At 70.4% G+C, this 22,875-nt stretch carries 23 protein-coding genes; 11 read left to right on the top strand and 12 right to left on the bottom strand.

All coding sequences use genetic code 11. The features are described from left to right. The first annotated feature begins 15 nt into the window (after positions 1–15). The 3 genes from ABZ552_RS06155 to ABZ552_RS06165 all read left to right on the top strand — a co-directional run bounded on the left by ABZ552_RS06155 (position 16) and on the right by ABZ552_RS06165 (position 4,403). Complete coding sequence (locus ABZ552_RS06155; RefSeq protein ID WP_357435840.1) at positions 16–1,287, top strand: acetoin utilization protein AcuC; 1,272 nt, start codon at positions 16–18, stop codon at positions 1,285–1,287. After that, on the top strand, positions 1,280–3,952 hold the full coding sequence (locus ABZ552_RS06160) for a GNAT family N-acetyltransferase (RefSeq protein WP_357435842.1): 2,673 nt from the start codon (positions 1,280–1,282) through the stop codon (positions 3,950–3,952). Before ABZ552_RS06155 ends, ABZ552_RS06160 begins: the two co-directional genes overlap by 8 nt. 148 nt (positions 3,953–4,100) lie before the next feature. Beyond that, positions 4,101–4,403, top strand: coding sequence for a DUF4333 domain-containing protein (locus ABZ552_RS06165; RefSeq protein ID WP_281878813.1), 303 nt, complete (start codon positions 4,101–4,103; stop codon positions 4,401–4,403). 161 nt (positions 4,404–4,564) lie between these two features. Here ABZ552_RS06165 and ABZ552_RS06170 read toward each other — a convergent pair whose 3' ends face one another. The 3 genes from ABZ552_RS06170 to ABZ552_RS06180 all read right to left on the bottom strand — a co-directional run bounded on the left by ABZ552_RS06170 (position 4,565) and on the right by ABZ552_RS06180 (position 8,063). Then, a complete protein-coding gene (locus tag ABZ552_RS06170) occupies positions 4,565–5,533 on the bottom strand; it encodes a sigma-70 family RNA polymerase sigma factor (protein ID WP_159838076.1) in 969 nt (322 codons plus the stop codon). Positions 5,534–5,728: 195 nt separating this feature from the next. After that, positions 5,729–7,246 (bottom strand): methyltransferase, encoded by a 1,518-nt coding sequence (locus ABZ552_RS06175; protein WP_357435844.1) that lies wholly within the window; start codon positions 7,244–7,246, stop codon positions 5,729–5,731. Positions 7,247–7,319: 73 nt separating this feature from the next. Further along, complete coding sequence (locus ABZ552_RS06180; protein ID WP_281878817.1) at positions 7,320–8,063, bottom strand: VOC family protein; 744 nt, start codon at positions 8,061–8,063, stop codon at positions 7,320–7,322. 190 nt (positions 8,064–8,253) lie between these two features. Here ABZ552_RS06180 and ABZ552_RS06185 point away from each other — a divergent pair, with 190 nt between their 5' ends. Then, positions 8,254–9,558, top strand: coding sequence for an MFS transporter (locus tag ABZ552_RS06185; protein WP_357435845.1), 1,305 nt, complete (start codon positions 8,254–8,256; stop codon positions 9,556–9,558). 19 nt (positions 9,559–9,577) lie between these two features. Here ABZ552_RS06185 and ABZ552_RS06190 read toward each other — a convergent pair whose 3' ends face one another. Further along, a complete protein-coding gene (locus ABZ552_RS06190) occupies positions 9,578–9,931 on the bottom strand; it encodes a DUF3099 domain-containing protein (RefSeq protein WP_281880856.1) in 354 nt (117 codons plus the stop codon). Between the two features lie 193 nt (positions 9,932–10,124). Between ABZ552_RS06190 and ABZ552_RS06195 the strand changes: the two genes are divergently transcribed. After that, a complete protein-coding gene (locus ABZ552_RS06195) occupies positions 10,125–10,361 on the top strand; it encodes a DUF3039 domain-containing protein (RefSeq protein ID WP_174186802.1) in 237 nt (78 codons plus the stop codon). 6 nt (positions 10,362–10,367) lie between these two features. Here the strand turns inward: ABZ552_RS06195 and ABZ552_RS06200 are convergent, their stop codons facing one another. Continuing rightward, positions 10,368–11,510 carry a YihY/virulence factor BrkB family protein gene (locus ABZ552_RS06200; RefSeq protein WP_357435846.1) on the bottom strand — a complete coding sequence of 381 codons (1,143 nt, stop codon included), beginning with the start codon at positions 11,508–11,510 and terminating at the stop codon, positions 10,368–10,370. 231 nt (positions 11,511–11,741) lie between these two features. Here ABZ552_RS06200 and ABZ552_RS06205 point away from each other — a divergent pair, with 231 nt between their 5' ends. Continuing rightward, on the top strand, positions 11,742–13,454 hold the full coding sequence (locus ABZ552_RS06205) for a DEAD/DEAH box helicase (protein ID WP_281880858.1): 1,713 nt from the start codon (positions 11,742–11,744) through the stop codon (positions 13,452–13,454). Positions 13,455–13,460: 6 nt separating this feature from the next. Here ABZ552_RS06205 and ABZ552_RS06210 read toward each other — a convergent pair whose 3' ends face one another. Then, positions 13,461–14,063 (bottom strand): TetR/AcrR family transcriptional regulator, encoded by a 603-nt coding sequence (locus ABZ552_RS06210; RefSeq protein ID WP_281878822.1) that lies wholly within the window; start codon positions 14,061–14,063, stop codon positions 13,461–13,463. 105 nt (positions 14,064–14,168) lie between these two features. On the opposite strand from ABZ552_RS06210, the gene ABZ552_RS06215 reads away from it, so the two are divergent. Beyond that, on the top strand, positions 14,169–14,909 hold the full coding sequence (locus ABZ552_RS06215; protein WP_281878823.1) for an SDR family oxidoreductase: 741 nt from the start codon (positions 14,169–14,171) through the stop codon (positions 14,907–14,909). Here ABZ552_RS06215 and ABZ552_RS06220 read toward each other — a convergent pair whose 3' ends face one another. Then, positions 14,910–15,677, bottom strand: a complete 768-nt coding sequence (locus tag ABZ552_RS06220; RefSeq protein WP_281917814.1) for a helix-turn-helix transcriptional regulator — start codon at positions 15,675–15,677, stop codon at positions 14,910–14,912. It lies immediately after the preceding gene. A gap of 55 nt (positions 15,678–15,732) precedes the next feature. On the opposite strand from ABZ552_RS06220, the gene ABZ552_RS06225 reads away from it, so the two are divergent. After that, positions 15,733–16,302, top strand: coding sequence for a class I SAM-dependent methyltransferase (locus ABZ552_RS06225; RefSeq protein ID WP_357435847.1), 570 nt, complete (start codon positions 15,733–15,735; stop codon positions 16,300–16,302). A 36-nt stretch (positions 16,303–16,338) separates the two neighbouring features. Here the strand turns inward: ABZ552_RS06225 and ABZ552_RS06230 are convergent, their stop codons facing one another. After that, positions 16,339–16,893, bottom strand: coding sequence for an SWIM zinc finger family protein (locus tag ABZ552_RS06230; RefSeq protein ID WP_281878826.1), 555 nt, complete (start codon positions 16,891–16,893; stop codon positions 16,339–16,341). Beyond that, a complete protein-coding gene (locus tag ABZ552_RS06235; RefSeq protein ID WP_357435849.1) occupies positions 16,893–18,656 on the bottom strand; it encodes a DEAD/DEAH box helicase in 1,764 nt (587 codons plus the stop codon). The genes ABZ552_RS06230 and ABZ552_RS06235 overlap by 1 nt, the downstream gene beginning before the upstream one ends. A 158-nt stretch (positions 18,657–18,814) precedes the next feature. Between ABZ552_RS06235 and ABZ552_RS06240 the strand changes: the two genes are divergently transcribed. Beyond that, on the top strand, positions 18,815–19,531 hold the full coding sequence (locus tag ABZ552_RS06240; protein ID WP_281880861.1) for a TetR/AcrR family transcriptional regulator C-terminal domain-containing protein: 717 nt from the start codon (positions 18,815–18,817) through the stop codon (positions 19,529–19,531). 104 nt (positions 19,532–19,635) lie between these two features. On the opposite strand, the gene ABZ552_RS06245 is transcribed toward ABZ552_RS06240, so the two are convergent. After that, positions 19,636–19,830 (bottom strand): hypothetical protein, encoded by a 195-nt coding sequence (locus ABZ552_RS06245; protein ID WP_036538000.1) that lies wholly within the window; start codon positions 19,828–19,830, stop codon positions 19,636–19,638. A gap of 276 nt (positions 19,831–20,106) precedes the next feature. Here ABZ552_RS06245 and ABZ552_RS06250 point away from each other — a divergent pair, with 276 nt between their 5' ends. Further along, positions 20,107–20,466: a DUF952 domain-containing protein gene (locus ABZ552_RS06250; protein ID WP_281878830.1), complete on the top strand. Its 360-nt coding sequence runs from the start codon at positions 20,107–20,109 to the stop codon at positions 20,464–20,466. Here the strand turns inward: ABZ552_RS06250 and ABZ552_RS06255 are convergent, their stop codons facing one another. Next, positions 20,467–21,111 carry a response regulator transcription factor gene (locus ABZ552_RS06255; RefSeq protein WP_281878831.1) on the bottom strand — a complete coding sequence of 215 codons (645 nt, stop codon included), beginning with the start codon at positions 21,109–21,111 and terminating at the stop codon, positions 20,467–20,469. Beyond that, positions 21,108–22,280 (bottom strand): histidine kinase, encoded by a 1,173-nt coding sequence (locus ABZ552_RS06260; protein ID WP_357435851.1) that lies wholly within the window; start codon positions 22,278–22,280, stop codon positions 21,108–21,110. Before ABZ552_RS06260 ends, ABZ552_RS06255 begins: the two co-directional genes overlap by 4 nt. 111 nt (positions 22,281–22,391) lie before the next feature. On the opposite strand from ABZ552_RS06260, the gene ABZ552_RS06265 reads away from it, so the two are divergent. Beyond that, the gene (locus ABZ552_RS06265) at positions 22,392–22,874 is read left to right on the top strand and encodes a cation:proton antiporter regulatory subunit (RefSeq protein ID WP_357435853.1); all 483 of its coding nucleotides are present in this window, start codon (positions 22,392–22,394) and stop codon (positions 22,872–22,874) included. The last annotated feature ends 1 nt before the right edge of the window (position 22,875 follow it).

Raw genomic sequence — 22,875 nt, forward strand, 5'->3', positions numbered from 1 at the left:
GCTAGCGTTGCGATCATGGCCACTGCACCGCGCGGCGAACCGCGGACGCCGATCCCGCCCGCACCGAGCCGGCCCGCGACGGTCGTCTGGACCGAGCGCTTCCTGGATTACGCCTGGACGCCGGAGCATCCGATGCAGCCCGCGCGCCTGAAGTTCACCATGGCGCTCGCGGAGAGCCTCGGCTTGCTCGAGGGTGTCGAACTGCTCGAGCCCGCCGAGGCCGGCCGCCCGGAGTTGCTGCGCATCCACACGCCCGACTACCTCGACGCGGTGGAACGCGCCGCGCCGCCGGTGGGTTCGCCGGCCGCCCCGCCCTACGGCCTCGGTTCCCCGGACAATCCGGTGTTTCCGCGCATGCACCAGGCCGCGTCCACGATCGTCGGCGGCACTCTGGCCGCGGCCAGGGCCATCGCGGAGGGACGCACCAAGCGAGCGGTGAGCATCGGCGGTGGCATGCATCACGCGATGGCCGGTTCGGCTGCGGGTTTCTGCGTGTACAACGACCCGGCGGTGGCCATCTCCTGGCTGCTCGACCACGGTTTCGACCGGATCGCCTACATCGACGTGGACGTGCACCACGGCGACGGCGTGCAGCGCGCTTTCTACGCCGACCCCCGGGTGCTCACCATCTCGCTGCACCAGCACCCGGCCACCCTGTGGCCCAATACCGGGTGGCCGGAGGAGACCGGCGCGGGCGCGGGGGAGGGCACCGCGATCAACCTGCCACTGTTGCCCGGCACCCGGGATGCGCAGTGGCTGCGTGGATTCCACGCCGTGGTGCCCGGCGCGGTGGCGGCGTTCGGGCCGCAGATCGTGGTCAGCCAGTGCGGGGTGGACACCCATCGCGAAGATCCGCTGGCCGATCTGGAACTCACCGTCGACGGACAGCGCGCGGCCTTCCGGGCGATGCGCGACCTCGCCGATCGGTATGCCGAAGGTCGCTGGCTGGCCGTCGGCGGCGGCGGGTACGGCCTGGTCCGGGTGGTGCCGCGGGCCTGGACCCACCTGCTGGCCACGGCGCTGGACCGCACCGTCGACCCCGCGACGCCGATACCGCAGGACTGGATCGACACGATCCGCGCGGCGGCGCCGCGAGCCGACCCGCCGCGCACCATGGGCGACGGTGGCGACGTCGCCTACCGTCCGTGGGACGGCCCCGGCGGCACCGGCGAGACCGGTGACGCCCGGGTCGACCGCGCCCAACGTGCCGTCGACATGGCGGTGCTGGCCACCCGCCGAGCGACTTTCGGGTTGCTGGGACTGGATCCGGAGGACCCTCGTGACTGACTTTCCCGATACCTCGGACACCCCCGCGACCCCGCCTCCGCCGCCGCAGCACTGGTTCGCGGACGTGCTGGCTTCCGACGGTGGCGTCGTCCGGTTGCGGCCGATCACACCCGATGACGCCGAGCGGTTGCAGGAGTTCCACAGCGCGCTGTCGGATCGCACCAGGTACCTGCGGTATTTCGGTCCGTATCCCCGGATTTCGCCGAAGGACCTGTACCGCACCACGCACGTCGACTATCACGACCGGGTCGGGCTGGTGCTGGAACTGGCCGAGGCGATCGTGGCGGTGGGCCGCTACGAACTGCTGGAGCGCGACGGGCCGCGCGCGGCGGAGGTCGCGTTCGTGGTCGCCGACGGGCACCAGGGGCGCGGGCTCGGCTCGATCCTGCTGGAGCACTTGGCCGGCGCCGCCGCCGAGAACAAGATCGAGACCTTCGTCGCCGAGGTGCTCGCGGAGAACACCGTGATGGTCACGGTGTTCCGGGACGCGGGCTATCAGGTCGAGCGCAGCAGGGACGGCTCCGTGCTGCACCTCGAATTCGCCATCGACCCCACCGAAGCGCTGCTGTCGGTGCGTGATTCGCGCGAACGCGCCTCGGAGGCGCGCAGTGTGGGCAATCTGCTCACCCCGCGGTCGGTCGCCGTGATCGGGGCCACCACGGCGACGGGGCGGGTCGGCGGCGCGGTGCTGGCGAATCTGCTGTCGGGCCTGTTCCAGGGGCCGGTGTTCCCGGTGAACCCCAACCGAAAGTCGGTGCGCGGGGTCCGGGCCTACGCGACGGTCCGGGAAATACCCGACGAGGTCGATCTCGCCGTGGTCGCGGTGCCGCCCGCGGCGATCGGATCGGTGCTCGACGACTGCATGGCCAAAGGGGTCAAAGGGCTCGTGGTGTTGACCGCGGGTTTCGGCGAGACCGGCGAGGAGGGCCTGGCGGCCGAACGGGAGCTCGTGGCGGCCGCGCGTGGCCACGGCATGCGCGTGGTCGGGCCGAGCGCGCTCGGCATCGCGAACACCGACCCGGCGGTCGCGATGAACGCGACGCTCGCCACGGTGCTGCCCGGGCGCGGGCGGATCGGATTCTTCTGCCAGTCCGGGCCCCTGGGCGCGGCCATCCTGGGCGAGGCGGCGGCGCGCAATCTCGGGTTGTCGACGTTCGTGTCGGCGGGTAACCGCGCCGACGTCTCCGGCAACGACCTGCTGCAGTACTGGGACAGCGACCCGGACACCGATGTGGTGCTGCTCTACCTGGAGAGCTTCGGCAATCCGCGCAAGTTCTCCCGGATCGCGCGCCGGGTGGCCCGGACCAAACCGATCGTCGCGGTGAGCAGCGGTCGCTCGGTCGCCCAGCCCGCGGGGGACATGGACCGTTCGATCGTGCGGGATCTGTTCGCCCAAGCGGGCATCGTCCAGGTCGACTCGATCTCCGAACTGTTCGACTGCGCCGCCCTGCTGGGCTACCAGCCGCTGCCGCGAGGCTCGCGGCTGACGGTCGTCGGCAACAGCACGGCGCTCAACTGGCTGGCCGTCGACGCGGCGCAGGGCGAGGGGCTCGAGGTCGCTGAGCCGGTCAACCTGGGACCACAGGCGACGCCGGGCGCGTACCTGGACGCACTGGTCGCGGCCCTGCGGTCGGACGAGACAGATGCGGTGATCGTGGTTTTCGCTCCCCCGGTCCCGCTGCCGACCACCGGTTTCGCCGACGCCATCCGCGCGGCGGCGGCCGCTGTGCCCGAGGCGGGGAAGCCGATTCTCACCACATTCGTGGCCGAGCAAGGGATTCCGAACCTGCTCGCGGTGCGCGGTCCGGGCGCGGCGGCGGCGCACGGGTCGATCCCGTCGTATCCCGATCCCGAACGCGCCGCACGGGCCCTGGCTCGGGTCCGGCGCTACGCCGAATGGCGCACCAGGCCCGTGTCGCCGGTGGTGCGGCCGCAGGGTATCGACACCGACCGCGCGCGCCAATTGGTGGCCGACTGGATGGCCGGGTCGGGTGGTCGCCGGCTCACCGATCTGGAGACAGTGGAACTGCTTGCCTGCTATGGGATTTCGGTCGTGGAGTTCCGGGAGGTGCGCAACGCCGAGGAGGCGGTCGCGGCCGCGGAGGAACTCGGCTATCCGGTGGCGGCCAAGGCGACCGGCGAACACTGGCGGCGCAGACCGGATCTCACCGGTGTCCGGCTCGATCTATGGCGACCGGAAGCGGTGCGGCAGGGATACGCGGATCTGGCGGAGTTGTGCGGTGATCCCGTGGTGCACATCCAGAAAATGGCTACCAAGGGTGTCGGCTGCATTCTGCGGGTGCAGGACGACCCCTCGTTCGGCTCGGTGATCGAATTCGGCCTGTCCGGTCTGATCATCGAGTTGCTCGGTGACCGCGCCTATCGTGCGTTGCCGTTGACCGCCGACGAGGCGACGGCTCTGATCGACGCACCGAGGGCCGCGCCGCTGCTGTCGGGGACCCCGGCGAGCCCCCGTGTGGACAAGGCGGCCCTGTCCGAACTGGCCCAGCGCATTTCGGCCTTGTTCGATGATCTGCCGGAGATGCGGGAGTTGTCCTTCGACCCCGTGCTGGCCTCGCCCACTTCGGCGGAGATCCTCTACGCACGCGGCCGTATCGGACCGGAGCCGAGTCGTTTCGACACCGGTCCGCGCCGGCTGGGGTGAGCATCTCCGGGCCCACGGTCTGCCACGGGTGTGGCGTGGCTGAGCCGTCGGCTCGCACACGTCACCTGGGCGATGTCCGCTAACGGACGATCGCGCCCAGCGCGATCTGGGGATGCCACATTCGTCCTGGAAGGAAGGCCGTCGCGCCATGAAGATCCGTAGCCTCGCCCTGTTGTCACTGCTCGCGGCGGCGCTCACCGCCTGTTCGGTGAGCATCGGCACGCCGAAGGTGCAGGAGGCCGACCTGGAGAAGTCGGTCAAGGACTCGCTCACCGAGAAGGTAGGGCAGGAGCCCGACACGATCGACTGCCCTGGCGATCTCACCGGTAAGGAGGGAACGACCATGCGCTGCACGCTGACCGCGGGTGGCGACACGCTCGGTGTGCTGCTCACGGTGACCTCGGTCGACGGCGAAACCGTCAAGTACGACATCGCGGTGGACCAAAGCTGAGCCTGCACGTCAGGGGAATACAACACCGCCGACCGGCTCGCGCGACACCCGGAGGGGACGGGTACGCGCGCTGACCGGTCGGCGCGGGAAGGTGACCCCGGCGGAAGGGTCACCGAGCCGAACGCCGGCGCTGTCTCGAAGCGTCCGGCGCCGGGAGGTGATCAGCTGGCGTAGGCGCGGAGCCGGTCGGCCCGCTCGCCCTTGCGCAGCTTCGCCATGACTTCACGCTCTATCTGACGGACCCGCTCGCGGGACAGACCGAAGAGCTTGCCGATCTGGTCCAGCGTGCGCGGCTGGCCGTCGTCCAGGCCGAACCGCAGCCTGATGACCTGCTGTTCGCGCTCGTCCAAGGTGGCGAGCACGCTGCGCACATCGTGGTGCAGCAGACCGGCGATGACCGCGGACTCGGCCGAGGTGGCCTCGGAATCCTCGATGAAATCGCCCAGCGGTGCCTCTTCGTCGTTGCCGACGGGCATGTCCAGGCTCACCGGGTCGCGGCTGTGGTCGAGCAGATCGGAGATCTTGTCGACCGGGATGCCCGATTCGGTGGCCAATTCCTCGTCGGTGGCCTCGCGTCCCAGCTGCTGGTGCAGTTCACGCTTGATCCTGGCCAGTTTGTTCACCTGCTCGACGAGGTGGACGGGGAGCCGGATGGTGCGGCTCTGGTCGGCCATGCCGCGGGTGATGGCCTGCCGGATCCACCAGGTGGCGTAGGTGGAGAACTTGAAGCCCTTGGCGTAGTCGAACTTCTCCATGGCGCGGATCAACCCGAGGTTGCCCTCCTGGATCAGGTCCAGCAGCGGCATGCCGCGGCCGGTGTAACGCTTGGCGAGCGAGACAACGAGACGCAGGTTGGCTTCCAGCAAGTGGGACCGGGCGGCCTGACCGTCGCGCACGATGATCGCGAGATCACGCTTGCGGGTCGCCGACAGTCGCTTGCCGGTCTCCAGCAAGTACTGCGCGTAGAGGCCCGCCTCGATGCGCTTGGCCAGCTCGACCTCGTCCGCAGCGGTGAGCAGCGCGGTGCGGCCGATCCCGTTCAGGTACACACGTACCAGGTCGGCGGCAGGGCTCTGAGCGTCGAGGTCCGAATCGCTGGTGCGCACACGAGTGGTGGCGGGGCTTGTCATGACTTGCCTCCTGTCGGTGGTGTCTCACTCCGATAAACGGACCCGACAGGGAGAAAGTTCCCCGTTACGGCTCGCGTAAACCGCTCTGAGCAGCGGTTTTCGCCCCTCTCGTCTGAGAAGTTCCTGAGAAGCGCCGCAGCGGGGGGACGTTCCCCGGCCAGGACCTGCACCGGCCGGCGCGCGGTTGTCGTGCGCTCACACGGGCTCGATCAATCCGTGCCGCACCAGCCCGGTGACCACGGACAACGCGTCGGCGGCGAACTCGGCGCGCACCTCGTCGGCTCCGTGGGCGAGCGCCAGCAGTTCGATCAGCTCGTACAACGGCAGGCCGTCGGCGCGCATTCCCGCCAGCAGCGAGATAGTGACCTCATCCACTTCGTGCTGCCAGCGGGGACCGTCGCCGCGATGCAGCCGCGCCACCTCCGGCGTCCACCCCTCGGCGCCCCGCAGATACACCCGCTCCAGCGCGGTCGCCGGGTTCACGGCGAAACGTGAAGACCACGCAAGGTTTTCGTCCGCCGCGATCGCTCGCAGCCAGGCCGAGCGCTCGAAGTAGCGCACGGCCTCGTCGCCGAGCGGATCATCGAAACCGTGGGTGAGATCCTCGGCCAGAAGTTCGGTCGGCCCGTCGATGGCGCGCAGGTAGACGAACCCGAATCCGATTCCCTCGACGTCGGCGGCCTCGAAGGCGTCCAGCCAGCGCTCGGCACGGGCCTGCGCGTCCGGATCGCGCGGGTCCGCGCCCGCGTCGCGCAACCAGGTGCCCACATACAGCGCGGGGTCGGCCACGTCTCGTTGCACCACCCAGGCATCCACGCCGTGTGCGGGCAACCAGGACGAGACGCGCCCGCGCCAGTCCTCGTCCTCGGCATGGACCCACGCGGCCAGCATGGCGGCCGTGCCGCCCGGGACGAGCAGATCGGCGGCCTGGGAGATGACCAACTTGCTGGCGCCGTCGAGCGCGAGGCCGGAGTCGCGGTAGGTGTGCTCGACGCGCCCCGGGCCCACCACGAAGGGCGGATTGGCCACCACCTGGTCGAAGCGCCTGCCCCGCACGGGCTCGAACCAGGAACCCTCCACCAGTTCGATGTCCAGCTCGTTGAGCGCCGCGGTGGCCTCGGCCAGCCACAACGCCCGGGGGTTCACGTCGGTGGCGGTGACGCGCTGTGCGTAGGAGGCGGCGTGCACCGCCTGCACACCGCAACCGGTGCCGAGGTCGAGCACGGTGCCGACCGGCCGGGTGGGGGTGGCGCGCAGCAGCGAGAGGGAGGCCTGGCCGACGCCGAGGACGTGATTCTCGGTCAGGGTGCGGCGGTGCATCGAATCATCGAGATCGGACAGGACCCAGCGCGTGCCCGCGCCCGCGTCCAGCGGCCGCAGGTCCAGTGCCGCCCGCACCTGGTCGCCGTCGCGCTCCAGTAGCCCCGCGGCGACCGCACGGTCGATCTGCACGGGCGCCAGCGCCGTGGCGACCTCCCGCTCGGGCAAGGCATCGCCGAGCAGCAGCAGGCGGATCAGCGTGCCCAGTTCGCCGGCCGCGCGTGCGGCTCGGCGCACCGGCACCGGCTCCGAGCGGCCCAGTGCCGCGTGCGCGTCGCCGAGTACCGCGAGCAGGGTGTCGGCGTCGTAGCCCACCCTGGTCAGTGCGGTTCGCAGATCCGGGCACAGCGCGGTGAGCAGCGATCCGGTGGTCGTCGATCGGTTCGTAGGCACACCGGTACTCTGCCACCGCGGCCGCCGGACGCGGATCGGGTGGCGGCTGTGCGGGCCTCGCGGGCGGGTTCGATCAGACTCCGTTGGGGTCGCGTCCGGTGACGCAATAGAGCGCGTCCCCCGGATCGCTCAGGACGATCCAGTGCTCGTGTCGTTCCACCACGGTCGCGCCGAGTGACTCGTGCCATGCGGCGGTCGCTTCGACATCGCTCGCGGCCAGGTCGACATGGGCGCTCGTGGGGCGGTCCTCGCCGAGGCGCTGCAGCAGCAGGTGCGCGGGAAGCTGGGTGTCCGCGGAGCGCAGCCGGGCGAATTCCGGCCGCCTCCCGGATTCGTAGGTCCACCCGGTCAGCAGCTTCCAGAAGCGGGTCTCCACCTCGTGGTCGGTAGGACCGATATCGAGGCACACCTGGTCCAGTCGCGACAGCGTGCCGTCCGGGGCCCGCACGGCGGGCGCGGGCGTGCTCGTCGCGCGGCCGCTGGGCGTCAGGCAGAACGTCTGGCCACCGGGGGAGCGCAGCACGGCGTAGTCCGGGTGGTTCGCGACCAGTTCGGCGCCCAGGTCGAGCGCTGTGCGAACGGCGGAGGGGATGTCGTCGACGTCCAGGTCGAGGTGCACACCGCCGAGACCGGTCACCGCCTGCATCTTGACACTGGCGGCGGCGAACAGCGCGGGGTCGGGCAACAAGGTGAGGAATTCGTCGTTCACGCCGCGCCGAGGGGAGAGTTCGGTGCCGGTGACCGTGGACCAGAACTTGGCGCAGTCGTCGAAACGCTGCGTCGGGCGGTCCAGGAAGACCCAGATCCACCGAATCATGTTCACTCCTGTCTTGTCGCCCGCGACGAACCATGTCCGGTCGATCGGGTGCGCGAGGCTCGATGCGACCCTAGGTACGCGTGCCCGCGTTGTCGAGAAAATACCGCCGCTCCCGCGTTTGGCAGGAATTCGTCGGTATATGGCGTTCCAGTCACTCGTTGCGCATGAATGGTTCCGGCACGCTCGTCGGATGACCGAACTGCAGACGCCGCACCCGACTCCCCTCGACGCCCCGCCGCGCCGGCGCTTGCATCCGGCGTGGCTGGTCGCGGGCGTCGGCTTCGTCGCGCTGCTGGGCGCCGCCGGATTCCGGTCGGTGCCCAGCGTCCTGATGGATCCGCTGCACGAGGAGTTCGGCTGGTCGCACGGAACCATCGGGACGGCCGTCTCGCTGAATCTCCTGCTGTACGGGTTGATCTCGCCGTTCGCCGCCGCGCTGATGGATCGGTTCGGCATCCGCCGGGTGGTGGCCTGCGCGTTGCTGCTGGTCGCGGCGGGCAGCGGGCTGACGGTGTTCATGTCCCAGCCGTGGCAGCTGGTGCTGACCTGGGGTCTGCTGGTCGGGATCGGTGTGGGTTCGATGTCGATGCCGTTCGTCGCCACGATCACCGGGCGGTGGTTCGTGCGACAGCGCGGTCTGGTCACCGGCGTGCTCACCGCGGCGGGCGCGACCGGACAGCTGGTCTTTCTTCCGGTGGTGTCGGCGCTGGCGCAGGCGCACGGCTGGCGGCTGCCGTCGCTGATCGTCGCGGGCGCGGCGCTGGCCGTGGCGCCGCTGGTGCTGTTGTTCATCCGGGACTATCCGAGCGACCTGGGCGTGCGGGCCTACGGCGCCGAGCCGGACAGCGCAGTCGGTCTCCGGGTACCCGCCGCCGGTGGCGCGTCGCGCGCGCTCACGGTGCTCGCCGCGATCGCGCGCCGTCCCGGATTCTGGTTGCTCGCGGGCGGATTCGCGGTCTGCGGCGCGTCGACCAACGGGTTGGTCGGTACCCATTTCGTCACCGCCGCGCACGACCACGGCATGCCGCCCACCACCGCGGCGAGCCTGCTGGCCGTCGTCGGCGTCTTCGACGTCGCGGGCACCATCGCCTCGGGCTGGCTGACCGACCGGACCGATCCGCGCTACCTGCTGATCGGCTACTACATGCTGCGCGGGCTGTCGCTACTGATCCTGCCCGCCCTGCTCGGGCCGGATACGCGGCCGAGCCTGTGGGTGTTCATCGTCTTCTACGGCCTGGACTGGGTGGCCACGGTGCCGCCGACGGTCGCGCTGTGCCGCGAACTGTTCGGCGCCGACGGCCCCGTCGCGTTCGGCTGGGTGTTCGCCGCCCACCAGATCGGCTCGGCGGTGGCGGCCACCGGCGCAGGCGTCATCCGTGACGTCCAGGGCGACTACGACCTCGCCTGGTACCTGGCGGGCGGTCTGTGCGGCGCCGCCGCCGTGATGTCGGCGGTCATCCGCCGTGCTCCGGCACCGGCCCCCGGCGTGCGGTGAGCGGGCCTCGCCCGAGCCGTCAGTTGTCGATGGCGTTGTGCGGGCGCGACTCGATGGCCGTGCGCGGCCGGTCCCAGCGACTGGGCTCGTCCTTGCGGCGCGGCGGGCGATCGTTCGCGATCAGCACCGCGATCCACGGGAGCGGGATCGACGCGACGATGATCAGGATCGACAACAGGGGATTGCCGAACGCGCTGTAGGCGACCGCGGCGAGGACCAGGCACGGTATGCGGAACGCCATGATGATCGTGTAGCGGCGCACGCGAGCGCGGTGCTGATCCTCCAGCGAAGGCGCCGCTTCGGTGATCAGCGCCGGGTGTTTGTCGTCACTGCCTGGGAAGTATCCGGGGGAACGGCGGGGCTGCGTCGGCATCGTCACGTCGGGGTGCTCTTCGCGGTCGCGGCCGTCGGCGGATGGGGAATCGCCGTTCTGCTGCATACCCCGAGTCTTCCACTCGCGGTCCGGGCGCGCACACACCGCGGTCGGGTTCCGATCCGGAATCGCGGTGATCCGGGACGCGCCCCGTGGTCAACCCGGTTTCTCCTGATGCGGCATCATGGAATGCGTGAGCACCGACACCATCGTTCGCCCGGATACGACGACCGACGAGACGACGGGCGACGACACCCCGAAGTTCTTCCACTACGTGAAGAAGGACAAGATCGCCGAGAGCGCCGTGATGGGCACCCACGTGGTCGCGCTGTGCGGCGAGGTCTTCCCGGTGACCCGCTCGCCCAAGCCCGGCTCTCCGGTGTGCCCGGAGTGCAAGAAGGTCTACGACGGCCTACGCAAGGGCGACTGACGGGTCCTACTCGCCCGGCGCTGACGCCGCTTTTCGCAGCTCGAGCATGGTGCGCGAGCCGTCGGGGCCGGCCTCGTCGCGGCCCTCGGCGGCCTCGTTCGGGTCTGCCGTGTCCTCGTCGTCGGCGCCGTTCTCGCCGCGTACCTGGTTGGCGATCCACTCCTTCACCTGCTCCATGCGCGTCGCCCGGGCGGGCCAGAACTCCTGCACCGCCGCGTTGAACTCCGCGCCCAGGATCACCGCGAAGCCGAGGAAGAACGTGAACAGCAAGAACGCGATCGGCGTCGCCAGCGCGCCGTAGGTGACGCCGGTGCGGGTGACCCAGGAAAGGTAGCGGCGCAGCACGTCGCTGGCCGCCATGAAGAACACCCCGGCCACCAGCGCCCCGCCGAAGAGGCGGTGCCAGGGCAGCGAGGTGTGCAGCGCCAGCTTGTACAGGGTGGTGAGCCCGACGATCAGCAGCAGGCCGACGCCCGGGTAGTAGAAGAAATCCAGCAGTTGCAGTCCGGTCGCCCGCCACGCGCCGGGCAGCACCCGCCCGATCAGCGTCGGCCCCAGCGCCACCAGCGGCAGGATGAACACCGCCGCCACCAGGAACAGCACGTACAGCAGCAGGGCGAAGATGCGCTGCCACACCGGGTGCCGCGCGTCCTGCTGGTCGTGCGCCTCCACGATCGAGTCGACGAATGTGGCCATCGCCGACGAACCGGCCCACAGCGACAGCACGAAACCCACCGACACCACCGCGCCGCGCCCGCGTCCGAGGACGTCCTGCACCGTGGGCTCGATCAGGTCGGACACCACGTTGGCGCTGAACAGGTCCCGGCTGAACGCGATGATCTTGGACTCGACGATCTGCACGGTGTCCGGGCCGAACCATTCGCCGACGTAACCGAGGCTGCCGAGCACCCCGAGCAGCAGCGGGGCCAAGGAGAGCGTCTGCCAGAACGCCGCCGCGGCGGACTTGGCGAAGATGGAGTCCGCCCAGGCCTTCTCCGCCACGCGCACGATCAGCGCCGTGGCCCGTCTCCCCGCCACCGAGGCCCGCGCGCCCGCGCGGTCGGCCCATCCAGGGGCGTGCGCGGCGGCGCGGGTCGACGGTGCGTCGGTCCGCGGCGGATCGCCCGGGAGGGCGCGGTGCTCGGTCATCGTGCTTACAGCATCGCGCACTTCGGCGATCCGCATCGGGCTGTGCGCGCGACGTGTCGGTGCGCATCGGGTGAACTCCCAGCGTCCCGGCCGACGGCCGTGTGATGCCCATCGCGACCGCCGCGTCGGTTTGGCGACACGCCGTGCCGGGCCGCTAGGGTCGTCTGCGTGACTGGGTCGGGTGGCGCCGCTGTGGCGGGAGAAGCGGAGACGCCGGGCGATTCGACAAGGGTGAGCACCGCCGTCGGCGGCTCCCTCCGCGCCTGGCAGCGACGTGCGCTGACGAAGTATCTGGCCACCAAGCCGCGGGACTTCCTCGCCGTGGCCACCCCGGGCGCGGGCAAGACCACCTTCGCGCTGCGCGTGGCCGCCGAACTGCTGGCCGACCGCACCGTGGACCAGATCACCGTGGTCGCGCCGACCGAGCACCTCAAGCACCAGTGGGCGCAATCCGCCGCGCGCACGGGGATCGCACTGGACTCGCGGTTCTCCAACTCCACCGGCGGCACCTCGGGGGACTATCACGGTGTCGTGGTCACCTACGCCCAGGTCGCCGCGCACCCTTCTCGCCATCGCGTGCGCACCGAGAACCGCAGGACGCTGGTCATCCTCGACGAGATCCACCACGCGGGAGACGCGAAGAGCTGGGGTGACGCGACGGCCGAGGCGTTCGGCGACGCCACCCGCCGCCTCGCGCTGACCGGAACCCCGTTCCGCAGCGACGACAGTCAGATTCCGTTCGTCGTCTACGAGCCCGACGAGTCCGGTTTCCCGAAGTCCCGCGCCGACCACACCTACGGCTACGCCGAGGCTCTCGCCGACGGCGTGGTGCGGCCGGTGGTCTTCCTGGCCTATTCCGGCGAGGCGCACTGGCGCGACAGCGCGGGCGAGGAGTATTCCGCGCGCCTCGGCGAGCCGCTGAACGCCGAGCAGACCGCGCGGGCCTGGCGCACCGCGCTCGACCCGGCGGGCGACTGGATCTCCGCCGTGCTGCGCGCCGCCGACATCCGGCTGCGCCAGAAGCGCGCCTCCGGCATGCCCGACGCGGGCGGCCTGGTGATCGCCACCGACCAGGACCGTGCCCGTGACTACGCCGAACTGCTGGAACACATCTCGGGTGAGAAGCCCGCGCTGGTGCTCTCCGACGACCCGGCCTCCTCCAGCCGCATCGCCGAGTTCAGCAGGAGCACCCAACCCTGGATGGTCGCGGTCCGCATGGTGTCCGAGGGCGTCGACGTGCCGCGCTTGGCCGTCGGGGTGTACGCGACCAGCGCCTCCACCCCGCTGTACTTCGCGCAGGCGATCGGGCGGTTCGTGCGCGCCCGCAAGTCCGGCGAGACCGCGACCGTGTTCCTGCCGTCGGTGCCGGTGCTGCTGGATCTGGCCGCGCAGCTGGAGTTGCAGCGCGACCACGTCATCGGCAAGCCGCACCGGGAGAAGAACGGCCTCGACGACGAACTGCTGATCGAGGCGAACAAGCAGCAGGACGAGCCGGGCGAGCAGGAGAAGTCGTTCGTCGCGCTGGCCGCCGACGCCGAGCTCGACCAGGTGATCTACGACGGGTCCTCGTTCGGCACCGCGACCTTCGCCGGCAGCGACGAGGAAGCCGACTATCTGGGGATTCCGGGGTTGCTGGACGCCGAGCAGATGCGCGCGCTGTTGCGCGAGCGGCAGGCCAAGCAGGTCGCCGAGCGCAGTGTGCCCGCGCCCGTCCCCGATCCCGGCGCCCAGGTGGCAGGCGCGGCGGAGCGCGTCGCCACGGCCGATCGGCTCGGCGAATTGCGGCGCGAACTCAACAGCCTGGTGGCGATGCATCACCATCGCACCGGCAAGCCGCACGGCGTGATCCACGGCGAGCTGCGCCGGGAGTGTGGTGGCCCGCCGACCGCGCTGGCCTCGGCCGACCAACTCAACGAGCGCATCGCCGCGTTGCGCCGGAAGTAGCCCGCGTCATCCGGCCGGGGCGGGCCAGGCGGCCATGGCACAGTCGATGGACGCGGTGAGTTCCGCCAGCGACGCCCCGTCCCGCGCCTGGATGGACAGCCCGTAGAGGACCGTGGTGTAGAAACCGGCCAGCGCCGCGCTGTCGGTGCCTTCCGGCAGGTCGCCCTCGGCGACGCCGCGTTCGAGCCGTCGCCGGATGTCTTCGGTCGTCTCGCGGCGCTTGTCGACCAGGAAGTCGCGGATGCTCGTGTTGCGTGTGGTGTAGGTGGAGCCGGCGAGCACGACCATGCACCCGTGCGGCTTGTCCTCCTCGGTATACGCCTTCGCGTTGTCGCGCAGCATCGCCTCGACGGCCGCCCGCGCGGTCGGCTCCTCGCGCAGCGCGCGGGCGGTGTAGCCGCCGTCGGTGTGCCCGTAGAGTTCGACGGCCGCGCGGAACAACGCCTCCTTGCCGCCGAACGCGGCGTAGAGGCTGGGCGAGTTGATCCCCATCGCGGCGGTGAGGTCGCTCATCGAGGCGCCCTCGTAGCCGTGCTCCCAGAACACCTCCATGGCACGGTGCAACGCCTCGGCGCGATCGAAGGCGCGCGGTCGTCCCCGTTCAGCCATCCCGACCCTTTCTGTGTCGATCGTTAAATATACCCCTTGACACCGTCGCGGGGGATGCGCTTGGCTATTTATGTATTGATCGACACAAAATTTGGAGGAGTAGCGATGTCGGAGCTGACGGGCAAGGTCGCGCTGGTCACCGGGGGTAGCCGTGGGATCGGAGCGGCGGTCGCGCGCCGCCTCGCCGCCGCGGGCGCGGACGTGGCGCTGACCTACCAGCACGCCGAAGGGCAGGCGAAGTCGGTGGTCGGAGAAGTCCAGGCACTCGGCCGCCGAGCCGTCGCGATCCAGGCCGACAGCGCCGACGCCACGGCCGTCCGCGCGGCGGTGGACCGCGCCGCGTCCGAACTCGGCGGGCTGGACATCCTGGTCAACAACGCGGGAATCTTTCCGGCGAAGCCGTTCGAGGAGTTCACCGTCGCCGAGATCGACAACGCGCTGGCCGTGCACGCCCGCGCCGCGTTCGTCGGCGCGCAGGCCGCCGTCGCGCACATGACCGACGGCGGGCGGATCATCAGCATCGGCACCAACCTCACCGATCACGCGCCGTTCGACGGTGTGACGCTCTACAACCTCAGCAAGTCCGCCCTCAACGGATTCACCAAGGCGCTCGCGCGCGAACTGGGCCCGCGTGCGATCACGGTGAACCTCGTGCAGCCCGGATCCACCGACACCGATATGAACCCCGGAGACGGCGCGCACGCGCAGCGGCAGCGGGAATTGACCGCGCTGGGCCGCTTCGGCGCCGCCGACGATGTCGCGGCCACGGTGGCTTTCCTGGCGGGGCCGTCCGGTCGCAGTGTCACCGGCGCGTTCCTCACCGTGGACAGCGGCACCAACGCCTGATCAGCCGCTGAAATACCGCCCCGGCGGGACCCCGACCGCCCGCCGGAACGCCGCGACGTAGGCGCTCGGCGTGCCGTAGCCGACCCGGCCGGCGATCCGGGCGATCGGCAGGCCCTCGGCGAGCAGCGGCAGGGAAGCGGCCAGCCGGATCTGCGTGCGCCAGTGGGCGAAACCGAGACCGGTTTCCGAGACGAACAACCGGGCCAGGGTGCGTGGGCTGGCCGCGACGTGGGCGGCGAATTCGGCGAGCGTCCTCGGGTCGGCTGGATCTGCGGCGAGGGCGTCGGCCACCTGCCGCGCCCGCGGATCGGTCGGCGGGTGAGCGCCGATCGGGATCACCTCGACGGGCTCCAGGAGATCGAACACCACCGCTTCGGCGCGCGCCCGCCGCTCCCGGGTGGTGTCGGCCGTGGTGAGCAGGTCGAACAGTTCGTGCAGAAGCCGGGTCACGCGCAACATGGTCGGCGCGCCGAAGTCGACCGCGCACCGCCCGGGGTCGAGGAAGATGCCGCGCATCGCGGCGCCGTCGGACGTGCCCGTGCGGTGCGCGATGCCCGCGGGGATCCACAGCGCCCTCGTCGGCGGCAACACCCAGCGGCTGTCGTCCACCTCGACCGCGAGGACCCCGCGGGAGGCCCAGGCGATCTGGTGTTGCGGGTGTTCGTGCAGGCCGAACCAGTGCCCCGCGGGCAGCACGCCGACCCCGAACACCATGGCGGTCGCGCCGGTCGGGGCGGGATGGACCTCGGCGTGGCCGTTCTGCGACACAGTGTGTCACCGTAGCTTGTCGTGCCCGGCGCGATCCGTTCGTAGCGTCACAGGCATGGCGATGAACATCTTTCACCGATTGCTGTGCCGCTCGTCGATGTGGGAGAAGACCAGCGCGACGCGCATCGTGCCGTGGGCGCTGTCCGGCCTCGATCTCGGTGCTGACACTGTCGAGATCGGCCCTGGTTACGGCGCGAACGTGTCCGCGTTGCTGGCTCGCACCTCCGCGCTCACCGGTGTCGAGATCGATCCGGTGCTGGCCGCGCGGTTGCGCGACCGGCACGGCGCGGCGATGACGGTGATCGACGGCGACGGAGCCGAGATGCCGCTGCCGACCGGGCGATTCGACTCCGTGGTCTGCTTCACGATGCTGCACCACGTACCGACACCCGGTAGGCAGGACGCGGTGTTCGCCGAAGCCCTGCGAGTCCTGCGTCCGGGCGGCGTGTTCGCGGGCAGCGACGGGCTCGACGGCCGGATGTTCCGGCTGATGCACCTCGGCGACACCTGCGTGCCCGTGCCACCGGAGACTGCCGCCGACCGGCTGCGCCGGATCGGCTTCACCGATGTGGAGATCGATACCGGCGCTTCGAGTTTCCGCTTCCGGGCGCGGCGGCCGGAGTGATGTCCTCGAGCGGCGTGCGGGATTGCCTCTCGCCGTTCAGCCGGGCGTCGTCGTGAAGAAGCGCTGAGGATCCAGCGCACTGATCGGCGTCCACCGAGCCTGTGGTGTGGATTCGTCCGCATCCCGGGGCACGGCGTCGAAATAGCCCTGGATCGCCAACCCGAGTCGCGGATCCTCGTCGACTTGCCGCGCCATCTCGTAGTAGACGGCCAGGACGTGCACGCACCGTGCCTTGCGTGCCGCGCACGAACAGTCGGCGCCGGCGAGAACGGGCGCGATCGAGATCCCGGCCGCCGTGATCGCGCGGTGCATGTCATCGGTCGGCACGGGCAGGTCCGGGACGATCCCGGCGACGGCGGTGATCGTTTGCCGGGACAGCGGCGCGACCTCGAGGTGGGTCACCGACGCCTGCCCGCCGCGGTGGATGGTGGCGCGCACCACCCGTCCCTCGACGGTGGCTAGTACGCCGTTGTTCCGGGCGATGCTGCGGGCGCGGGGCAACAGCGGGTCCGGCCGGGTCTGGCGCAGCGGCTCCGCCAGCCGTACCCAGTCCATGCCCCACGCCGTGTAACCGAATTCGTTGTCCGCCATCAGTACTCCCTCTTGCGGCGCAAGATCTCGATCAACTGGTCGTCGTCCAGCGCGGCCAGAGCCGCGATGCCCGCCGCGTCGCCGAGGTCGCGCAACGCCGCCTTACGGTCGTGCATGCCCGCGATGTGCTCCTCCACGGTGGTGGTGGAGGTGAGCGTGGTGACGGTGACCGTGCGGGTCTGGCCGATCCGGTGCACCCGGTCGGAGGCCTGCGCCTCGACCGCGGGATTCCACCAGCGATCGAAGTGGACGACGTCGGCGGCGCGGGTCAGGGTGAGCCCGGTGCCCGCCGCGCGCAGGCTGAGCACCAGCACCGGTGGCCCGTCCTCGGCCTGGAACCGGGTGACGATCTCGGCGCGCTCGGCCTGCGAGAGCCCACCGTGGAAGAACGGCGCGGTCACCCCGAACCGGTCGGCCAGATGCCGGACGAGCAACTCACCGGTCTGCCGGTACTGGGTGAAAATCAATGTGGGACTGTCGGTTTCGAGATTGGTGGCGATGATGTCGGTGCACAGGTCGAGTTTTCCGGACCGGCCGGTCAACTCGTCGAGGTCGCCGGTGATCAGGCCGGGATGGTTGCACACCTGCTTGAGTGCGGTCAGCGCCGCGAGCACGCGGCCGTGACGCTCGATGCCCGCGCCGAATCCGTCGTCGACGGCTTTGTCGAGCAACTGGTCGTAGAGCCGCTCCTGCTCGGCGGTGAGGTCGCAGAGCAGGTCACTGTGGATCTTCGCGGGAAGGGCCGCGGCGACCTGACGCTTGGTTCGTGCCAGCACCACCGGTTCGATGGTGTCGCGCAACCGCGCCGCGGCGGCCGCCGACCCCTCGTGGATCGGTCGTACGAAGCGCCGCCGGAATTGCGTCCGGTGCCCGAACAGCCGGGGCGCCACCAGGTGCAGCAGGGCCCACAACTCCTCGAGATGGTTCTCCACCGGCGTGCCCGTGAGCGCGACCGTCGCGGCCGCGTCGATTCCGCGCGCGGCCTTCGCGATCTGGGTGCGGGGATTCTTCAGCGCCTGCGCCTCGTCGAAGACGGTCGTCGCCCAGTCCTGCTGCGCCAGCACCTGCCCGTGCAGCCGCAAGGTCGGATAACCGGTGACGACGATGGTGCCGGCGTCGGCGGCGACGGTGCCGCCACGCCAGACGACCGCGCGGAGCCCCGGCGCGAACCGGCCGATCTCGTGTGCCCAGTTGCCGACCAGCGAGGTCGGGCACACCACCAGTTGCGGGCCCGCCGCGGCCCGGTCGAGCAGGAAACCGATGGTCTGGACGGTCTTGCCGAGGCCCATCTCGTCGGCGAGCACCGCGCCGCCGTGCGCGGCCACCGTTTCGCGTAGCCAGCCGACCCCGCGGGCCTGGTACGGCCGCAGCTGCGCTTTCAACGTCGCCCGCAGGTCCGCGGTGACCGCCTCGGTGTCGCGCAGGACGCGCACCGCGTGGTGCGCGGCGACGATCGCGGTGCCGGACGCGTCCGGCACCGCGTGTGCCGCGATGGGCAAGGCATCGGCGTCCGTGTCGAGCGGCTCCCCGGCTGGATCGGCGAGAACGGAGCGCACGATCCGCTGCCAGGACAGGACCGACTCGCCCGGCTGCTCGGGCCTCGAACCGGCGAGAGTCTGGGCGTCGACCAGCACGGCGTCGACCTCCGCGACCGCGAGGGCTCCGTCCGCGACCGGGACGGCCAGGGCGACGGTCTCGCGGTCACCCGGACCGGCTGGGTGGGGACCGGTGGTATGTCCCGTCCAGGACCAGAGCGCGAACATGTGCCGATCGGGTAGATATGTGGCGTGTGTGCTTGGCAGGGCGCACCCCTTAATCAACGTATAGTGTACGGAGTAGTATAACAACGTACACCGTATCGAATTGATTCCCCGAGGAGCCGGTGAGCGAGGACAGCGCATTCGACCAGGCCAGGCGGCTGATGGGCCTGCTGTGGCGGCACCAACTTCCGCCGCCACCGGTGGGGCGCGGTCCGAAGCCGACCGTGAGCGTCGACGCGGTGGTCGCGGCGGCGGTCGCGCTCGCCGACCGCGACGGCTACGACAAGGTCTCCATCCGAGCCGTCGCCGCCGAACTCGGGCTGCGGCCGATGGGTCTCTACACCTACGTGCCGAGCAAGGACGCGCTGACGATCCTCATGGTCGACGCGGTCGCCGACGAGGATCCGCCCATCCCCGGCGATCTGCCGCCGCGCGAGCGGATGGCGGCCGTGGCCAGACAGGTCCGTGCGGAACTCGTCGCACATCCCTGGCTGCTCGACGTCCCGCCGTGGCGGCTGGTACTCGGGCCGGGGCGGATGCGCCGCTACGAACGGCAGCTCGCCGCGATCGATGGGCTCGGCCTGCCGGACGTGGTGATGGACCGGGTGATCGCCGTGTTGTCGGAGTTCGCCACCGGGAACGCGCGCATGGCGGTGGCCGCGGCCAGAGAGACCGGGCGGATGAGCGACGCGCGGTGGTGGGAGGTGCACGGCCCGCTGCTGGCCGAGGTCATGCCGCCGAGCCGTTTCCCGCTCTCGTCACGCGTCGGGGCCGCGGTCGGTGAGCTGTATCAGGCGCCCGCCGACCCCGACGGCTCCTTCGAATTCGGCCTGGCCAGGCTGCTGGACGGCATTCTCGGCGCGGTGCCCGGAGCCTGAACGCCTCCGGACACGCCGACAGCGGGCGACCTCTTGGTCGCCCGCTGCCGGTGGAAACGGTGTTCTGTTGTCCGATGCTGTTGTGTCAGGACGCGAGGAGCAGATCAGAGCGCGGGAGCGGACTCCGTGTCGATCACGGCGTCCAGCTCACGCAGCCGATCCATGTGTTCGTTCGCGTGGTGCTGGCAGAAGAGCAACTCTCCACCTGCGGGCAGTACGGCGCGCACTCGGGCGGCCGCCCCGCAGCGGTCGCAACGATCGACCGCGGTCAGTGGGGTGCTTGTCAGGGTTCCTGGCATGACTCCTCCGTCCTGGCTCCCGGTCCCGACGACCGTTCACCTGGTGTGGGGCCCGTGGTCACTCACCACGAGCTCGCTACCGCTACTTCCCAGCAGGGGTATGACTACTCTGTCAGACGTTCGGGACGGGGGACTTTGTTCCCGCGTAGGAAGCAGTGTGTTTTCGATAACACGACCAGGGATTTCGCTACGGGCGAACGCCACAGGTCCTGTCGTCGATGTGCACTGCGTCACACCCTCGATCGGCCGATCCAGTTGTCTACCGGGAGATTACCCGTGACCTATGACACTCACACACTTGTTCACCTATGCACTTTGGACGAATGGCTTTCCGCTCGGCAAACGGGGGAGTACCGTGCGCCCTCGCTCGCCGAAGCGGGGTTCATCCATCTCTCCACGCCCCAGCAGGTGCACTTGCCCGCAAACCGCTTGTTCCGCGGACGGCGTGATCTCGTGCTGCTGCGGATCGACGCCCGCCGCGTGGGTTCGCCGATCGAATGGGAGCCCGGCGTCCCCACCGACCCGGAATCGATGCTCTTCCCGCATCTATACGGCCCCTTGCCGGTGGCCGCGGTCACCGGAGTCGAGGACTACCCGCCCGAGTCGGACGGGAGTTTCGCCCCACGCACGGCGTGATCACCGGTCGCGGATCTCGCGCGCCACGATGGCGGCCTGAACCCGCGACCGCACACCGAGTTTCGTCAGCACCCGGGAGACGTGCGTCTTCACGGTCGTCTCGCCGATGAACAACCGGCCCGCGATCTGCGCGTTGGACAAGCCGTCGCCGAGACACTCGAGCACTTCGCGTTCCCGCTCGGTGAGCCCGTGGAGCCCGGCGGGAGCCGGTCGCGTGCCCGCGCCGTTCGAGGCGAACGCCGCGATCACCGCTCGCGTCACTTCCGGAGCCAGCACGCCGTCACCCGCCGCCACCGCGCGCACCGCCTCGACCAGGGCCCGTCCCGACGTCGATTTCAGCACGAACCCCGAAGCGCCCGCGCGCAGCGTGCGAAAGACGTACTCGTCCAAGTCGAAGGTGGTCAGGATCAGCACCTCGGCCAGACCCGCCGCGGTGATCCGCTCGGTGGCGGTGATGCCGTCCACCCCCGGCATCCGCACGTCCATCAGCACCACCTGTGGCCGCAGCGCTTTGGCCTGCGCCACCGCGACATCGCCGTCGGCCGCTTCGCCGACCACCTCGATGTCGTCCTCGGCGTCCAGGATCATCCGCAGGCCCGCGCGAATCGCGGCGTGGTCGTCGGCGATCACCACCCGGATCGTCATGCGGCGTCCGTCGATCCGAGCGGCAGGCTGGCCAGGACTTCCCACCGGCCGGAATCCGTTCCGGCGCGCAGGCTTCCGCCGAGCGCAGCCGCACGCTCGCGCATATTCACCAGACCGCGTCCAGCTCGATCCTTCCCGCCGGATGGTCGCCGCGGCCCGATCCGGTTGTCGACGGATATGGTCAGCATTCCCTCCTCGGTGCGCACGTCGATGCGGATCTCCTGTCCCGGTGCGTGTTTCATGGCGTTGGTCATAGCTTCCTGCACGATGCGATAGGCGGCCTGGCCGACCGCACTGGGCAGCGCTGCGCCGGTGGGCGATTCGCGTACCAGCACCGAAACCCCCGCGGCGCGGGCGGCGTCCACCAGGATCGGCAGCTGTGCGAGCGTGCGGGGCGCGGCGATCTCCTCCGCCGCGTCGTCGCTGCGCAGCAATCCGATCATGGTGCGCATCTCCTCCAGAGCACTGACGCTGTCGGCCCGAATGGACCGCATGATCCCGGCCACCGCGGGGTCGGCTTCGCGGCGGTCCAGTATTCCGATCGCCGCCTCCGAGTGCAGCGCGATGGCCGACAGGTGCCCGGCGATCACGTCGTGCAGGTCGCGCGCCATCGTGGTGCGCTCGTCGGCGACGGCCGCGCGCCGGTCGAGTTCGGCGACCAGGGTCAGCGCCTGGGCGCGGGCGCGCTCGGCGTGCGCCACCTCCTTGTGCGTGCGCACCGAATTCGCCCACCAGATCGGCGTCGCGACGAAACTGAACACCGCCACCAGGGCGAGCGACACCGCGCGTGGGTCGCCGGTCAGCGCCAGCACCAGGACTACGAGGACGCCCGAGAGCGCGAACCAGGACAGTGCCGTGATCCGCGCGGTCCGGCGCCCGGAGTACAGCACGGCGGCGTAGATCAGGTCGGCGTAGATGATCCACACCGACACGGTGGCGCCGAGCCGGATGTCCATCGCCAAGGGCACGAGCCCGCCCAGCATGGCCGCGACCGGCGCGCGGCGCCGGGCGAACGTCGCCAGGCACAGCACGGCGAGCACACCGAACCGCACCCACAACGACACCTGCTCGCCCCGGTCGGTCATCGTCGACAGGCCGGACAGGTAAAGCGCCGCGCCGCCGGCGAACGCGATCACCGCGCCCAGCGCGTCCCGCGTCCGCTCCGGCAAATCCGACCACCGCCGCACGCCTCCATCACAGCACAGCGCGGGCGACGCGCCATCGGCCGAAGTGATGACCGATCCGTTCGCGCACGCGGTGATCCGGCTAATCTGGAGGGCGTGAACGTCGACGTCACCGCACTCCCCGGCATCGGGGTCCGCAAGGACTTCGAGGTGCGTTCCGGTCGCCGAATCGGCGTGGTCGCCCACCGTGACGGTGATATCGACCTGATCGTCTCCAAGGTCGACGATCCCGACGCCTGTGCCGCGCAGATCCCGCTCACCACCGACGAGGCAGCGGTGCTGGCCAATCTGCTCGGCGCGCCGCAGCTGGTCGCCAAGCTCAACGACGACCACCGCGACATGCCCGGGATCACCACGCGCCAGCTCCCGATCGGGGACGACTCCCCGTACGACGGCCGCACCCTCGGCGAAACCGAGATGCGCACCCGCACGAAGGTCTCCATCGTGGCGGTCATGCGGGCCGGGCAGTTGCATCCCTCGCCCGGACCCGATTTCACCTTCACCACGGGCGACCTGCTCGTAGTCGTCGGCACTCCGGAGGGCTTGGATGCCGCCGCGAAGATCTTGACGCACGGCTGAC

Origin of the sequence: Nocardia sp. NPDC019219 (genome assembly GCF_040632645.1) — a bacterium.
Lineage (GTDB): Bacteria > Actinomycetota > Actinomycetes > Mycobacteriales > Mycobacteriaceae > Nocardia > Nocardia sputorum.